General features: G+C 71.1%; 11 protein-coding genes. 10 read left to right on the plus strand and 1 reads right to left on the minus strand.

Going from position 1 to position 15,405, the window contains the following annotated elements; genetic code table 11:
• Positions 1-2: 2 nt before the first annotated feature.
• The 10 genes from ABZ215_RS06050 (at position 3) to ABZ215_RS06095 (ending at position 14,602) form a co-directional block, all read left to right on the plus strand.
• Entirely contained in the window at positions 3-908 is a 906-nt protein-coding gene (locus tag ABZ215_RS06050; RefSeq protein ID WP_354948075.1) for an ABC transporter permease, read from the plus strand.
• Positions 905-2,947 carry an ABC transporter ATP-binding protein gene (locus ABZ215_RS06055; RefSeq protein WP_354948077.1) on the plus strand — a complete coding sequence of 681 codons (2,043 nt, stop codon included), beginning with the start codon at positions 905-907 and terminating at the stop codon, positions 2,945-2,947. Before ABZ215_RS06050 ends, ABZ215_RS06055 begins: the two co-directional genes overlap by 4 nt.
• Positions 2,944-3,870, plus strand: coding sequence for a formylglycine-generating enzyme family protein (locus ABZ215_RS06060; RefSeq protein ID WP_354948079.1), 927 nt, complete (start codon positions 2,944-2,946; stop codon positions 3,868-3,870). The genes ABZ215_RS06055 and ABZ215_RS06060 overlap by 4 nt, the downstream gene beginning before the upstream one ends.
• 23 nt (positions 3,871-3,893) lie before the next feature.
• Positions 3,894-5,456: a sulfatase gene (locus ABZ215_RS06065; RefSeq protein WP_354948081.1), complete on the plus strand. Its 1,563-nt coding sequence runs from the start codon at positions 3,894-3,896 to the stop codon at positions 5,454-5,456.
• A 14-nt stretch (positions 5,457-5,470) separates the two neighbouring features.
• Positions 5,471-7,843, plus strand: a complete 2,373-nt coding sequence (locus tag ABZ215_RS06070) for a glycoside hydrolase family 3 C-terminal domain-containing protein (RefSeq protein ID WP_354948083.1) — start codon at positions 5,471-5,473, stop codon at positions 7,841-7,843.
• Positions 7,843-9,168: a sulfatase gene (locus ABZ215_RS06075; RefSeq protein ID WP_237337011.1), complete on the plus strand. Its 1,326-nt coding sequence runs from the start codon at positions 7,843-7,845 to the stop codon at positions 9,166-9,168. The genes ABZ215_RS06070 and ABZ215_RS06075 overlap by 1 nt, the downstream gene beginning before the upstream one ends.
• Positions 9,165-9,521: a DUF202 domain-containing protein gene (locus ABZ215_RS06080; RefSeq protein WP_354948086.1), complete on the plus strand. Its 357-nt coding sequence runs from the start codon at positions 9,165-9,167 to the stop codon at positions 9,519-9,521. Before ABZ215_RS06075 ends, ABZ215_RS06080 begins: the two co-directional genes overlap by 4 nt.
• Positions 9,518-9,802: a DUF202 domain-containing protein gene (locus tag ABZ215_RS06085; RefSeq protein ID WP_354948088.1), complete on the plus strand. Its 285-nt coding sequence runs from the start codon at positions 9,518-9,520 to the stop codon at positions 9,800-9,802. The genes ABZ215_RS06080 and ABZ215_RS06085 overlap by 4 nt, the downstream gene beginning before the upstream one ends.
• Positions 9,803-11,169: 1,367 nt before the next feature.
• Positions 11,170-13,881, plus strand: coding sequence for a PEP/pyruvate-binding domain-containing protein (locus ABZ215_RS06090; RefSeq protein ID WP_354948090.1), 2,712 nt, complete (start codon positions 11,170-11,172; stop codon positions 13,879-13,881).
• The gene (locus tag ABZ215_RS06095; protein ID WP_354948092.1) at positions 13,874-14,602 is read left to right on the plus strand and encodes a tyrosine-protein phosphatase; all 729 of its coding nucleotides are present in this window, start codon (positions 13,874-13,876) and stop codon (positions 14,600-14,602) included. The genes ABZ215_RS06090 and ABZ215_RS06095 overlap by 8 nt, the downstream gene beginning before the upstream one ends.
• 42 nt (positions 14,603-14,644) lie before the next feature.
• Here the strand turns inward: ABZ215_RS06095 and ABZ215_RS06100 are convergent, their stop codons facing one another.
• Positions 14,645-15,241 (minus strand): TetR/AcrR family transcriptional regulator, encoded by a 597-nt coding sequence (locus ABZ215_RS06100; RefSeq protein WP_354948094.1) that lies wholly within the window; start codon positions 15,239-15,241, stop codon positions 14,645-14,647.
• Between the last annotated feature and the right edge of the window lie 164 nt (positions 15,242-15,405).

Genomic DNA, 15,405 nt, shown 5'->3' on the forward strand with positions numbered 1-15,405 from the left:
CCATGGACATTCCGAAAAGGACACTCACCGGGCCCGTCGCGGCGGCCGCCGTCGCCGCGCCGAAGACCGCGCGCAAACCCGAGCGGGGCGGTACGTTCGTCCGGTACGCGAAGGCGTTCCGCACTCCGAAGGGGATCGCGGCCGCGGTGCTGCTCGCGCTGCTCGTCGCCGTCGCCGTGCTCGCCCCGGTCCTCGCGCCCGGCGGCTACGACCAGCAGGCCCGCGACGCCCTCACCGGCCCGTCGGCGGCCCACCTGCTGGGCACCGACGAGTTCGGCCGGGACATCCTGGTCCGGACGATCTACGGGCTGCGCACGGACCTGAGCCTGATCCTCACCGCGGTGCCGGTGAGCATGGTGCTCGGCACGCTGCTCGGCCTCTCCGGCTACCTGTCGAAACTGCTCGGCTCGGCGACACAGCGGCTGCTCGACATCATCCTCGGTTTCCCCGGTCTGATCCTCGGCATCATGATCGTGCTGATGATCGGGGCAGGCTGGACGTCGCTGTTCGTCGCCATCGTGATCGCCGGGCTGCCCGGCTTCGGCAGGCTCGCCCGGGCGGGCCTGCTCGCCCAGCAGCAGCGGGAATACGTGCTCGCGGCCCGGGTGCTCGGCGTGTCCCGGCCGAAGGTGCTGGTGCGCCACATCCTGCCGAACGTGACCGACCCGATAATCGTGCAGGCCACGGTGTTCATGGTGGTGGCCATCTTCATCGAGGCCGGGCTGAGCATCGTCGGGCTCGGGATCAACCCGCCGAACCCGTCGCTGGGCGCGATGCTCAACGTCGGCGCGCGGTACGTCAGCACGCTGCCGACCTACGTGCTCGGGCCGGGGCTCGTGCTCCTGCTGCTCGCGCTCGCCTTCACCCTCCTGTCCGACGCGCTCAACGAGGCGGCGACCCGGCGATGACCACTGAGACCCTGCTGGACGTGCGCGGCCTGCGCACCCACTTCGACACCCCGGCCGGGGTCGTGCACGCCGTCAACGACGTGACGTTCTCGGTCCGGCCCGGCCAGGTCGTCGGCATCGTCGGCGAATCCGGGTCCGGCAAGTCCGTCACGGCTCGCTCGATCCTGCGGATGGTCCGCCCGCCCGGGCGGATCGCCGGCGGCGAAGTCCGGTACCGGGGCGCGGATCTGCTCGCCCTGCCGGAGAAGCGGATGCGCGAGCTGCGCGGCCGCGAGATCGCGATGGTGTTCCAGGACCCGCAGTCGGCGCTGAACCCGGCGATGACCGTCGGCGACCAGATCGCCGAAGCACTGATCGTGCACGGCACCGCCAAGCGGCCCGCGCGGGAACGTGCCCGCGAGCTGCTGCACCAGGTCGGCATCCCGGACGCCGACCGGCGGATCGACGACTACCCGCACCAGTTCTCCGGCGGCATGCGCCAGCGCGTCGTGATCGCGGTGGCACTGGCGAGCTCGCCGTCCCTGCTGATCGCGGACGAGCCGACCACGGCGCTCGACGTCACCGTCCAGGCGCAGATCCTGCGGCTGCTGGGCAAGCTGCGCGACGAACTGGGCATCGCCGTCCTGATGATCACCCACGACATGGGCGTGGTCGCCGAGATGTGTGACGAGGTCGTCGTCATGTACGGCGGCCGGGTGATGGAACGCGGCCCGGTCGCGGCGATCTTCGAGCGGCCCGAGCTGCCCTACACCGCGGACCTGCTCGCGGCGATGCCCCGGGTCGACGAGGTGTCCACCGGCCGCCGGCTGCCGTCGATCCCGGGCGCCCCGCCCGACCCCGCGCGCCTGCCGAGCGGCTGCGCCTTCCACCCGCGCTGCCGCCTGAAGGAAGACGTCTGCACCCGCGAGGTGCCCGCGCTCGTGTCGCGGGGCGACGGGCACCTGGCCGCCTGCCACGTCACGCAGGCAGGTTCGGCGATCCCGCCGATGCGCCCGCCCGCCGCGGCCGCCGTCCGCCGCGAGCGGATTCCGGTGCCACTGCTGGACATCACCGACCTGAAGGTGGACGTCAACGCCGAGCGCACCGGCCTGTTCCGCCGGCACCGCCCGGTGTACGCGGTCGACGGTGTCGGGCTGACCGTGTCCAGCGGCGAGACGGTCGGACTGGTCGGCGAGTCCGGGTGCGGGAAGTCGACGCTGGCGCGGACGATCGTCGGCATCAACACCGCCGCGGCCGGCACCATCCGGGTCGGAGAACACACCCTCGGCCCCAAGGAACCCGCGGGTTCGCCGCACCTGCGCGACACCGTCCAGTACGTGTTCCAGGACCCCTACGCGTCGCTGAACCCCCGTCGCACGATCCGCCAGTCGCTCGACGAGGCCCTCGCCGTCCGCGGCATGCCGGCGGCGGAGCGGGCGGCGGAAGTGGTGCGGCTGGTCGAGCGGGTCGGGCTCGACGAACGGCACCTCGACCGGTACCCGCACGCGTTCTCCGGCGGGCAGCGCCAGCGCGTCGGGATCGCCCGGGCCCTGGCGGCCCGGCCGAAGCTGCTGGTCCTCGACGAACCGGTGTCCGCGTTGGACGTCTCGATCCAGGCCCAGATCATCAACCTGCTGGAATCGCTGCGCGACGAGTTCGACCTCGGCTACCTGTTCATCGCCCACGACCTGTCGGTGGTGCGGCACCTGTCGGACCGGGTCGCGGTCATGTACCTCGGCCGGTTCGTCGAAATCGGGGACGCCGAAGCCGTCTACTCGTCGCCGCAGCACCCGTACACCGCCGCATTGCTGGCGTCATCGCCCGTGCCGGACACGGGCGGGCGGACCCGCGAGCGGATCGTCCTCGGCGGTGACCTGCCCAGCCCCAAGGACCCGCCGAGCGGGTGCCGGTTCCGCACCCGCTGCCCGATCGGCCCGCTGCACCGTCCGGACCGGACGGTCTGCGCCGAGAAGGACCCCGAGCTCACCCCGACCGAAGGTGGGCAGCTCGCCGCCTGCCACTTCGCCGGGGAACTCGCCCGCACCGGAGCGGTCGCATGAGCTGCTGCACCCCGGGCCGGTCGCCCGGCTCGCACGAGACCCCGGTGGCGCCGCTGCCGACTCGGCCGGGGTCCACCGACGGGATGGTGGCCTTGCCGGGCGGGGAGTTCCGCATGGGCACCGACGACGCCGAAGGCTTCCCAGCCGACGGCGAGGGCCCGGTCCGGACCGTCGAGCTGTCCCCGTTCCTGATCGACCGGTACGCGGTGTCGAACGACGACTTCGCCGCCTTCGTCGCGGACACGGGATACGTCACGGAGGCCGAGCGCCTCGGCTGGTCCTACGTGTTCGTCCGGTTCCTGGACCGGGAGCTGCGCCGGATCTCACCCCGCCCGGATGTCACGCCGTGGTGGGCCGCGGTGACCGGCGCCGACTGGCGGCGGCCCGAAGGCCCCGGCAGCGACCTGAGCGGTCGCGGCGACCACCCGGTGGTCCACGTGTCGTGGCACGACGCCGGCGCGTACGCCGCGTGGGCGGGCAAGCGGCTGCCGACCGAGGCAGAGTGGGAGTACGCCGCCCGCGGCGGGCACGACCAGCGCCGCTACCCCTGGGGCGACGAACTGAACCCGGGCGGCCGTCACCTGGCCAACATCTGGCAGGGCCGCTTCCCGGTCACCGACACGGCCGAAGACGGCTACGCCGGCACCGCGCCGGTGGACGCGTTCCCGCCCAACGACTTCGGCCTGCACAACATGGCCGGCAACGTCTGGGAGTGGTGCGCCGACCGCTGGGGCACCGACCACCCGCCCCGGGCGCGAGACCCGATCGGGCCGTCGACAGGGACCGACCGCGTGACGCGCGGTGGTTCCTACCTCTGCCACGTCTCCTACTGCAACCGCTACCGCGTCGCCGCCCGCTCGCACAACACCCCCGACAGCTCCGGTGGCAACACCGGGTTCCGCTGCGCCCGCGATCCCGGCTGACCGCCGCCACGAGAAGGGTTCCCATGCGCGTCATCTACGTCGACGTCGACACGCTCCGCGCCGACCACACGCAGCCGTACGGCTACCACCGGCCCACCACGCCGAACCTGCAGGCACTGGCCGACAAGGGAGTGGTGTTCGACCGCTACTACTGCTCCGACTCGCCATGCCTGCCCTCCCGCACCGCCATGACCAGCGGGCAGTTCGGCATCACGAACGGCGTCATCGGCCACTTCGGCGAAGCCGCCCGGTTCCGGCTCGACTCCGGCCACGCCCCGCACCCGGACCGGCCGCTGCTCGGCCAGCGCCTCGGACAGCACGGCCACTACACCGCCGCCGTCTCGATGTTCGCCGAACGGCACCGCGCCTACCACTTCCTGGGCAACTTCCGCGAGTCGATCCGGGCCACCGACGAGATCAACGACGAGGACGGCCGGGAGATCAACCGCGTGGGGCTGGACTGGATCCGCCGGCACGCGCACGAGGACGACTGGTACCTGCACCTGACCTACTGGGAGCCGCACACCCCGTACCTCACCGGAAAGGAGTGGACCGAGCGGGCCGCCGCGTCCGGTCCGGCTCCGGCGTGGCCGGATCAGGAGGCGATCGACGGGCACGCCGAGGTCTATGGGCCCCGCAGCGCGCTGGACCTGCACTATTCGGTGGGCCCGCGCAAGTCGCCGCACCCGGACACCATGCCCGAGGCGATCCGCACCCGCGCCGACTTCGAGCACCTGATCAACGGATTCGACGGCACGATCATGTACTGGGACAGCCTGTTCGGCGAGCTTCTGGCCACTTTGGACGAACTCGGCATCGCCGGGGAGACGGCGATCATCGTCAGCGCCGACCACGGCGAATCCTTCGGTGAGAACGGTTCCTACGCCGAGCACGGGCTGGCCAACGAGCCGGTCCACCGGTTGCCCCTGGTCGTCTACTGGCCCGGCGTCACCGATCAGCTGCCCGACGACGCGCGCCACTGCGACGCGTTGCTCTACAACATCGACTTCGCACCCACGATCTGTGAGCTGCTCGGCGTTCCGATTCCCCGTGGCTGGCAGGGAACCTCGTTCGCCGACGCCGTCCGCGGCGCCGAGATCCCGTCGCGGCCGTATCTCGTGCTGGGCCACGGCGCCCACACTTACCAGCGGTCGGTCCGCACCCGCGACCACCTCTACATCCGCACCTACCACCCCGGGGCGTTCCGCGCGGAGTGGGAGCAGCTGTTCGACGTCACCGCCGATCCGCACCTCACCACCGACCTGCTCGACAAGGAGCCGGAGCTGGCCGCGCGGATGCGGACGTACCTGGCGGAGTGGCTGCACACCTACGCGGGGCGTCCGGGCGCGCTGCCCGATCCGATGCAGACGACGCTGCAGGTCGGGCCGGTCTACTACAACGACCCTGTGCGGTACCAGGAACATCTGCGCGCAACCGGGCGTGGCCACCTTGCCGACGACCTCGCCGAACGGCTCTCGACCGCGACCGGAGCGACTCCGGTGTCCTGGCACGCTTCGGACGTCGCGTGGACGCCCGAGCGGCACGCGGCCTGGGACAAGATGATCGCGGCCGCCGACCCCGCCTGACCGAGAGGTTTCCGATGACTTCCACTGTGGACAGTGCGCTGGACCTGCCGGCCAAGGTCGCGCTGCTGACCGGCGCGAGCATGTTCACCCTGCGCCCGGAGCCCGCGATCGGGCTGCCCGAGCTGCGCCTGTCGGACGGGCCCACCGGGGTCCGCGGCCTGACGTTCTCCGGCGGCCCGGCGGTCACGTTGTTCCCCAACGCGACGCTCCTGGCGTCGGCGTGGAACACCGGCACTGCTTACGAAGTCGGGCGTATGCTGGCCGAAGAGGCCTCGGCGCAGGGCATCCACGTCGTGCTCGGGCCGACGATCAACCTGCACCGCAGCCCGCTCGGCGGCCGCCTGTTCGAGGCGTACTCCGAGGATCCGCTGCTGTCCGGGGCGCTCGCCGCCGCGTACGTCCGGGGCCTGCAGGACCACGGGGTCGGTGCGTGCCTGAAGCACCTGGTGGCCAACGAGTCGGAGACCGAGCGGCACACCGTCGACAGCGTCGTCGACGAAGCGACCTTGCGCGAGGTGTACCTGCTGCCGTTCGAGATCGCGGTCGCCGACGCGGACGCGTGGTCGATCATGGCGGCCTACAACCGGGTCAACGGCACCCCCGCCACGGAACAGCGGCACGTGCTCACCGACATCGTGAAGGGGGAGTGGGGCTACCGCGGGCTGGTCGTGTCCGACTGGTGGGCCACCACGAGCACGGCCCCTTCGGCCAACGCCGGACTGGACCTGGTGATGCCCGGTCCGGTCGGGCCGTGGGGAGACCGGCTCGTCGACGCCGTGAAGGCCGGTGAGGTCGACGAGGCCGTGATCGACGACCACCTCGGCCGCCTGCTGCTGCTCGCCGAACGCGTCAGCACCCCGCGGCCTGCCCGCGAAGTTCCCGCGCCGGACAGCCCGGCCCGGCGGGCGCAGCTGACCCGGCTGGCGGCCGAAGGCATGACGGTGCTGACGAACGACGGCGTCCTGCCGCTGCGACGCGAAACGACGGTCGCGCTGGTCGGCCGGCACGCCGTCGACACCGTCGACATGGGCGGCGGCTCGGCGCAGGTGAACCCGCCGTACCAGGTGAGCGTCGCCGAGGGGCTGACCGAGCTGCTCGGCGATGCGGTCACCGTCGTCGACGGCGTGGAGGTCCGGGAGCGTCCGGTCCCGGCCGGGCCGGAGTTCGCCGTCCACCCGTCGACCGGCGAGCCCGGCATGCGCGTGACGCTGCACGCGGCCGACGGCTCGCTGCTCGGCGAACGCGATCTCGCGGCGACGAGCACGATGATCGGGATCGACGACGACCTGCCCGAGGCGCCGCGAGCCGTCCGGTTGTCCGCGCGACTGCCGCGAGGCGGGCGAATGCTGATCGGCGGTATCGGCGTCGGTACGTGGGAAGTGCGCGCCGGCGGCCGGACCGGCCGGTTCGAGCTGGGGCTCACCAGTGGCGACGTCGGCGAAGCGGTCTTGCGGCCACCGGGTGACACCCTGCTCGTCGATGTCGAGCCGGGCGCGCTGCTCGAAGCCGAGGTCACCCTCGAGCCCGGCGGCCGGGGCCGGTACGGGCTGGTCGCGCGCCCGGCCCCGGAGGACGTGACCGAGGCGGTCGGCCGGGCGGTGGCCGCCGCGCGCGCCGCCGAAGTGGCCGTGGTCGTCGTCGGGCTGACCGAGGAGCAGGAAACCGAGGCGGTGGACAAGACGACGTTGCGGCTGCCCGGCGCGCAGGACGACCTCGTGCGTGCGGTCGCGGCCGCCGCCCGCCGGACCGTGGTCGTCGTGAACGCTGCCACCCCGGTGCTGATGCCGTGGCTGGAGCAGGTGGACGCCGTGCTCTGGGCCGGTCTGCCGGGACAGGAGGGTGGCCACGCCGTCGCGGCCGCGTTGCTCGGCGACCTCGAACCCGCCGGGCGCCTGGTGACGACCTTCCCCGCGGCGGACGGCGCGTCTCCCGCGTGGTCGGTGACGCCGGTGGACGGCCGGCTCGAGTACGCCGAAGGCCCGTTCATCGGCTACCGCGGCCACGAGGCAGGCCGAGCGCCTGCGCCGGCGTTCTGGTTCGGCCACGGCCTCGGCTACTCGACCTGGGACTACTCGGACGCCGCCGTGCTGGACGACAACGGCCACCAGGTCGCGGTCACCGTCACCAACACGGGCGGCCGCACCAGCCGCGAGGTCGTCCAGGTGTACTTCCGCCCGGCGGACGAACGGCAACCCGTGCGGCTCGTCGGGTGGGGCGCCGCGACCCTCGAACCCGGGCAGAGCGCGCGGGTCGAAGTGACCGGGGATCCGCGGCTGCGGCGCCGCTGGGAGAGCGGGAACTGGGTGGAGCTGCCACCGGACGGGGAGCTGCTGCTCGCGCGCGGCCTCGGGGACGTCCGCGCCACCCTGCGGATCGGGTGTGCGTGATGCCGCCGAACATCCTGCTGATCACCGCCGACGACATGGGCGGCGACACGCCGGGCTGTTTCGGCGGCCCGGCGGGCGTCACCCCCACCCTCGATCGGCTCGCCTCCGAAGGCATGACGTTCGGGCGGGCGCACGTCGCTGTCGCGGTGTGCCAGCCCAGCCGGTCGGCGATCATGACCGGCCGGTGGCCGCACCGCAACGGCGCGCAGGGCTTCGAACCGATCGCCGACGGCGTCCCGGTGCTGACCGAGGTGCTGCGCGAAGCCGGCTACTTCTGCGGGATCCTCGGCAAGGTCGACCACCTGCAACCGGTCGAGCGGTTCGGCTGGGACTTCACGCGGGGCATGCGCGAGCTGGGCATGGGCCGCAGCCCCGCGGCCTACGGCGAGGCTTCGGCGGCCTTCGTCGCCGAGGCGGCCGAGCAGGGCAGGCCGTGGTTCTTGATGGCGAACGCGCACGATCCACACCGGCCCTATTCCGGCAGCCAGGCCGAGCAGGAGCGGTTTCCCGCCGAAGCCCGCGCGACGTACCCGGCGCCGTCGCGGGTGTTCGGGCCCGAGGACGACGTCGGGGTGCCCGGTTTCCTGCCGGACCTGCCCGCCGTGCGGCAGGAGTACCGCGAGTACCTCAGCTCGTCCCGACGCTGCGACGACGTGGTGGCCGCCGTCCTCGGGGCCGTGGACGCGACGGACACGCTCGTCGTCTTCCTTTCCGACAACGGGATCGCGGTTCCGTTCGCCAAGGCCAACTGCTACCTGCAGAGCAGCCGGACGCCGTTGATCGTGCGCTGGCCGGGCGTCACCCGGCCCGGCACGGGCGAGGACACGGCGTTCGTGTCGGCGCTGGACCTCTTCCCGACCTTCTGCGCGGCCGCCGAGGTGCCCGTACCGTCCGGAGTGGACGGACAGAGCCTGCTTCCGCTGCTGCGCGGGGAACCGCAGGACGGGCGCGACGCGGTGCACACGGTGTTCCACGAGACGGCCGCGAAAGGCCGGTTCGAGATGCGCTGCCGCCAGGACGCCCGGTTCGGCTACATCTGGAACGCCTGGTCCGACGGCGTTCGCGAGTACCGCGCCGAGAACATGCTGGGCCTGACCTGGCCGGCGATGGTCGAAGCGGGTGGTGACCGGGTCGGCTTCTACCTGCACCGCGCCCCGGAGGAGCTCTACGACCTGCGGGCCGACCCGCATTCGCTGGCCAACCTCGCCGCGGACCCCGCGTACGGGGAGGACCTGGCCGCGGCGCGGCGGGAGCTGCTCGCCTGGCTGGACGCCACCGGCGATCCGTTGCTCGGTACCTACCGGGCGTTCCTGGCCGAATCGTGACGCCCCGCTGGTACGAGGAGGGGGAGGAGCCGGACTACCGGTTCACCCTCGCCAACGAGCGGACGTTCCTGGCGTGGCTGCGCACGGCGTTGGCCTTGATCGCCGGTGCGGTCGCGTTCGCGCAGTTGGTGCCGTCGTTTTCGGTGGCCTGGTTGCGTACCGGGCTGGCGGTTTTGCTGGCGGTGGCAGGTACCGTGCTGGCGGCCTTCGCCCACCGGCGGTGGGCGACGGTCCAGCGGGCGATGCGGCACCAGCGGCCGCTGCCGGTGGACTGGCTACCGGCCGCGATGGGCACGATCGCGGCACTCACCGGTTTGGTCGTGGTGTTCGTCGTGCTGACCCACCGGCCGTGAGCGAGCGGGACCCGGGGCTGCAGCCGGAGCGGACGGCGCTGGCGTGGCGGCGGACGGCGCTGTCCGCCGCGGTGGCCGCCGTCGTGCTGCTGCGGGCCGGGCTGATCGAACGGTCCGTGCTGGAGCTCCTGGCCGGATTGGGTGCGCTGGTGGTGGTGGCGATCGCGGGGTGGGCCGGGCTGTTCCCGCGCCACGCCGTGGCGCCCCGGACCCTGCTCATCGCCACAGCGATCACCAGCGTGACCGGAATGCTCGCCGGCGGCCATCTCCTGTGGAGCTGACAGGCCGACCACGGGCCTGATCCCGCAGTGGTGGATTCCAGTGGTACCCGGGCTGCGTGCCTGTGACTGGCCCAGGCCGACGCTGCCGAGATCGGACGCACGTTGCCGCAATTGATGGTGGACTGCCCGGAGCTTCGGCGACCGCGTGGTAGCTGCCGGGCCTGGGTGCACTCTTGGTTCTCACTTGCCCCATGGCGAAGCCCACACGTCCCGATCGCGGTTCAATGGAGCTCGCGGCAATCACTTGGTCGGCGCACGGTGCCGGTGCATCCTCCGTCGGCGGGGTGCGAGGGAACTGTCTGAAGAAGGTTTGCCTCGGGTTCGGTTCGGTGGGGCCACGCGCTTTGGTGTCGAGCCGTGGGACGATGTTGCCGTAGTGGTCGCACCTCTCGCCTGAAGTGCGTCCCGGCGGCCTTGCGCCATGCGGCGTCGTCGGAGCCCTTGATCGTCTCGCCAGGTAAGAACGACGGCCGGTGACTGGGTCGATGCCGGCGTAGAGCACCACTCGGAGGCTGTCGCCGCGCTGCTCGATGCGGCCGCGCTGGCGGGCTTCAGGGCGTGTTCGCGCCATCACCCTAGGACACTTGCACCTGGGGCCTCACCCAATGATCAACTACGGTCGATCGTCTGAAGTTGTTTCCGCTGGTCAGAACCGGTGGGCCGGGCGGGGCTCGAACCCGCGGCCAAGGGATTATGAGGCATCCGTCCGACGAGGCGCAGCACGATTACCTGCGATTTCAGCTGCGCGGAGTTCGCGGATGGGTGCGAGAGAGGCAGTGGTGGACAATAGTTCGCACCCAAACTCGCACCCACGGGTTAGCGAAGATCCTGCCCGCGATAGAGGCGCGCGCGATCCGACGCTACACGCGTCCTGGTTAGCTGGTCTTCGACCCGATGGCCGGGGCGGCACGACGCTGGTGGAGGCGCTCGACGCCGGTCGGCGAGCGGTCGGTGTGGAGTACGAACCGCACTGGGTCGGGGACTGCCGCGCCAACCTCGAGCTGGCCCGCGCAAGCGATCATGACCACGACGCGGAGATCGTGCACGGCGACGCCCGGCAGTTGCCGTACCTCCTGCCGGTTCGGCACCAGGGCAGGTCGCTCTCCTGGTGGCCAGGCCGCCGTACGGGCAAGTCGTCACGGCCGGCGATCCCAGCGGCGACGGCTCGCGGAGCAGAACGCACGGCTGGCGCTGCGTTCGGTCGACCGCGCCTACGTGATCCAGCGCGGCCGGATCACCGAGGAAGGCAGCGCCGAAGAACTGCGCACCTCCCGCCGCGTCGAGGAGATCTACCTCGGGGGAAGCGCACCCGGGAACACCGGCACCACAGCATCGACATCGTGACGTCGTCAAGGAGGAAGCACGCGATGAACTACATCCACGCCTTCACCGATCCGGGCACACCGGAGCGGGCGGTGATCGGGGGGAAGGGGCTGGGACTGGTGCGGCTCGCCGCCGCGGGTGTCCGGGTCCCGCCCGGGTTCGTGGTCACCACAGCGTCCTACCGTGATTTCGTCGCCGAGAACGGGCTTTCGGAGGAAATCGACGGGCTGGTCCGCGACGTGGACCACGAGGATGCGGAAGCCCTGACCGCCGCCACCCGGCAAATCCAGGAGCGGATCGCCTCCGGTGCTCTGCCGGGCGGCCTCGACGAGAGGATCGCGAAGGCGTACTCGGCCCTCGGCACCGGCGAGGAGGTGTACGTCGCGGTGCGGTCGTCCGGTACGGCCGAGGACATGGGTGACGCGTCCTTCGCCGGCCTGTACGACTCGTACCTGGACATCAGGGGCGCCGAGGACGTGGTCGACGCGGTGCGGCGCTGCTGGGCGTCGCTGTGGACGCCGCGATGCGCGGCCTACCGCAAGCGGCTCGGATTCGACCACCGGGACGCAGAGGTGGCCGTGGTGGTGCAGCAGATGGTGGCGGCCGACACGGCCGGTGTGTTGTTCACGGCGAACCCGCTTACCGAGCGCACCGACGAGTACGTCGTCAACGCGAGCTGGGGCCTGGGGGAGTCGATCGCGTCCGGCATCGTGACCCCGGACGAGCTGATCCTGGACGCGGCGACATTGGCGGTCAAGCGGTCGACCGTCGGGTCGAAGCAGTGGCGCATCGACCGCGCGGCGGCGGGCAGCGGCACGAGCAAGACCGCGACGACGGCGCAGGACGCGGCCCGGCGTTGTCTCGATGACGCGACCGCGGCCGAACTCGGCGCCCAGGGCCGGCGGATCCTCGAGCTGTGCGAGGGCATCCCACAGGACATCGAGTGGGCGGTGAGCGACGGCGAACTGTTCATCCTGCAGTCCCGGGACATCACCGGCGCCGGCTTCCTCTGGGAGGAAGACATCGAGTCCTGGCAGAGCGCTCCCGACGACGAGGAGACCGTGTGGTCGCACACCTGGGCCGAGGCGTTCTGGACCGGAGCGGTGACCCCGCTGTTCTACTCCGTGCGCGGCCGGGAGCTGCGCAACAGCGATGAGCGCCTGTTCACGCTGTGGGGTTTCGACGACCTCGCGAAGATGCGGCGGTTCAAGTACCGCCGGAACACCGTGTACTTCAGTTCGGACGCCGACCGGATCTACTACCGCAACCTCCTGCCCGCGCGGCTGCGCAAGCATTCACTGGACAACCTGCCGCCGGACTGGCGGGATGAGGCGGGGGCCGCCCGGTTCGATCCCGCCAAGGCGGCCCGCATGTACGCCCGCGTACGCGCACTCACCACCGACCACGGGCCGCTGCGCACAATCAAGTCGGTGTACCGGTTCATCGACGACCGTGCTGCCGAGGCGAACTCGCCGTCGGCCGCGGAACTGCGCCTGCTGTCCGACCACGAGCTGCGCAAGGAGATCGCGAGCAAGATCAAGCTGTTCGAGGACTACCTCACGGTCCTGCGCCCGGCGTTCCACGTGTACGCCACCACAGCGTTCGCCATTCTGCGTGAGTTGCTCGCGGCGTGGTACGACGGCGACAACCCCTATGTCTTCCAGGATCTCATCAGCGGGCTGCCGAAACGCACGGCGATGCTGCAGGAACAGGTCGACCTGTGGGAGCTGGCCGCCGAGCTGAGGCGATCGTCCACGGTGGTCGCGCTGCTGGAGAAGAGCACGAACGGGGCGGAGTTCTTCGCCGCCGTGCGGGAGGAACCGGCGGGTGCGGACTTCTGCTCGCGCTACGACGAGTTCATGGCCGCGCACGGGCATCGCGGGCACCAGGACCGGGACCTGTGGTACCCCCGGCGTTCGGAGGATCCCGACATCGACTTCCAGAGCCTCCGTTCACTGGTCGCGGCGGACTCGCCGTCGCCGGTCGACAACGAGCACCGGCTGGTCGCCAAACGCGAGGAGGTCACCGCGGAGGTGATCGAGCGCATCCGCGCCAAGCCGTTCGGATCGATCCGGGCCGAGTTGTTCAAGGCGGTGCTGGACTACATCCACCGGTTCCTGGTCCTGCGTGACGACGAACGGCCGTTCGCCGACGCCATCACCATGGGCAAGAAGCGGGCTTTCGTCGAACTCGGGCGACGGCTGTACGAGCGGAAGCTGATCGACGATCCGGACGACTTCTACCACCTGGCCGAGTACGAGCTGTACGACCTGCTCGACGGGCGGGTGTCCCGCAGGCTGGTGCGCGCGAAGGTGCGCAACCGGCGTGCGGTGTTCGACAAGTTCATCGCCAGGTCGGAGATCCCGGCGGACTACCTGCGCGGCAACACTCCGATGGAGGTCGACGACGGCACGGACACCGGTCTGGAGGGGACTTTCGCAGGCGTGGGCATGAGCCGCGGTTCGGTGACCGGCACCGCGCGGATCGTCGGCGACCTCCGGGACATCGGGCGGGTCCGGCGTAGCGAGATCCTGGTCTGCAACTCCACCGACCCCGGCTGGACGCCGGTGTTCGGGTTGATCTCCGGTCTGATCCTGGAGGCGGGCGGGATGCTGTCCCACGGCGCGTGCCTGTCCCGGGAATACGGTCTGCCCGCGGTGAACCTGCCTGGCGCGATGCAGAAGATCCCGGACGGCGCGACCATCAGCGTCAACGGCGACACCGGCCGGGTGAGCGTGGTGACCGAGGATGACTGACATCCGAGTGGTGCGGTCCCCGGTGAATTTCCGCGATCTCGGTGGTCTCTCGACCGTCGACGGCGGGGTGCTCCGGCCGGGTGTGCTGTACCGCTCCGACAACCCGCATCTGGCCACCGACGAGGACGTGCGGTTGCTGACCGCCGAGTACGGTGTCACCGACGTGATCGATCTGCGCTCCCAGCGCGAGCTGGACGCGGAGGGCTGGCATGCCGGGCTGTCGGCGGGCGCCCGCGTGCATCACTTCCCGATCGCCGGTGGTGCCGGCAACGCGGTCGAGGCGGCGCCCACCGGCGAGCGTCTCGCGGCGCGCTATCTTGAATACCTCGACGACCATGGGGACAGTGTCGCCGGAGCGGTGGCCACCGTCGCCTCCGCCACCGAGGGGGCCGTGGTGGTGCACTGCCGGGTCGGGAAGGACCGGACCGGCGTGGTCATCGCCATGATCCTTGATGCGCTGGGTGTCCGTGAGGAGGACATCGTCGCCGATTTCGCGCGCACGACCGCGGGTATGAAACAGATCATGGCACAGCTGCGGGCGAGCCCGACCTACGCCGCCAACGTGTCGCGGCTGCCAGAGGAGATGTACCGGTCGGACGCGCCGACCATGTCCGCGTTCCTGGCGAAGCTGCGTGACCGCGGCGGCGCGGTGCGGTGGCTGACCGAGCACGGGATGTCCGCGTCCGCGGTCGGTGCCCTGAAGGAGCGGCTCGTCGGGTGAGCCGCACGTGCCGGGCCGTGGAATCCGCGGCCCGGCACGGATTCACCGCGTCGCCGGAATTTCGCCGAAGACGGCGGTGCAGGCCAGGTCGGCCGTCTGGCTCGCCACGACGTCCGGGGACCACGACCCTCCCGGGCGGTACCAGGTGGGCACGCTCGTGACTGCGGAGAGCACGAAGAACGACATGACCTTGACGTCCATGTCGGCTTTGGTGAGACCCTGCTCGTGCGCCGTCAGGATCATCTTGCGCACGTAGCTTTCGAACAGGCGCCGATGCCCGCGCACGGTCTCGGCGTAATCGCCGGTCAGGTGGTGCCATTCGGTGAAGTAGAGGTTGGCGCGTTCCCTGTTGGCGAGATACCAGACGATCAGCCTGCGCACGTACTCCCGGAGCTTGTCCTGCACGGGCAGCCCGAGGGCGTCCACCTCGTCCATGATGGCAGTGGATTCGTCATGGGCCTGCTGGAATATGCGGAAAAGCATTTCCTCCTTGGAGGTCATGTAGTAGTACAGGCTGCCCTTTTTGATGCCGACGGCGGCCGCCACGTCCTGGAGCGAGGCCGCGAGGTACCCCTTCTCGTAGAAGACTTTCATGGCGACGGTGAGCACTTCGTCGTCGCGATTGCGGCGGCGGGTCACGAATCGCCCGCCGCTTGTGAGGGGAATGGGCGCACACGTCCAATCTAACAGCCGGCCGGTCGGCGTGGCGGCCCGAGCCGGTCGGCCCCGTGCGCGCCAAGCGGCACTCCGGCTTGGCGGCCGCGCACGACGGCCCGGTGACACTGGCGCTGCCGCCGGCCGGG

The organism is Amycolatopsis sp. NPDC006131 (genome assembly GCF_040614175.1).
Lineage (GTDB): Bacteria > Actinomycetota > Actinomycetes > Mycobacteriales > Pseudonocardiaceae > Amycolatopsis_E > Amycolatopsis_E tucumanensis.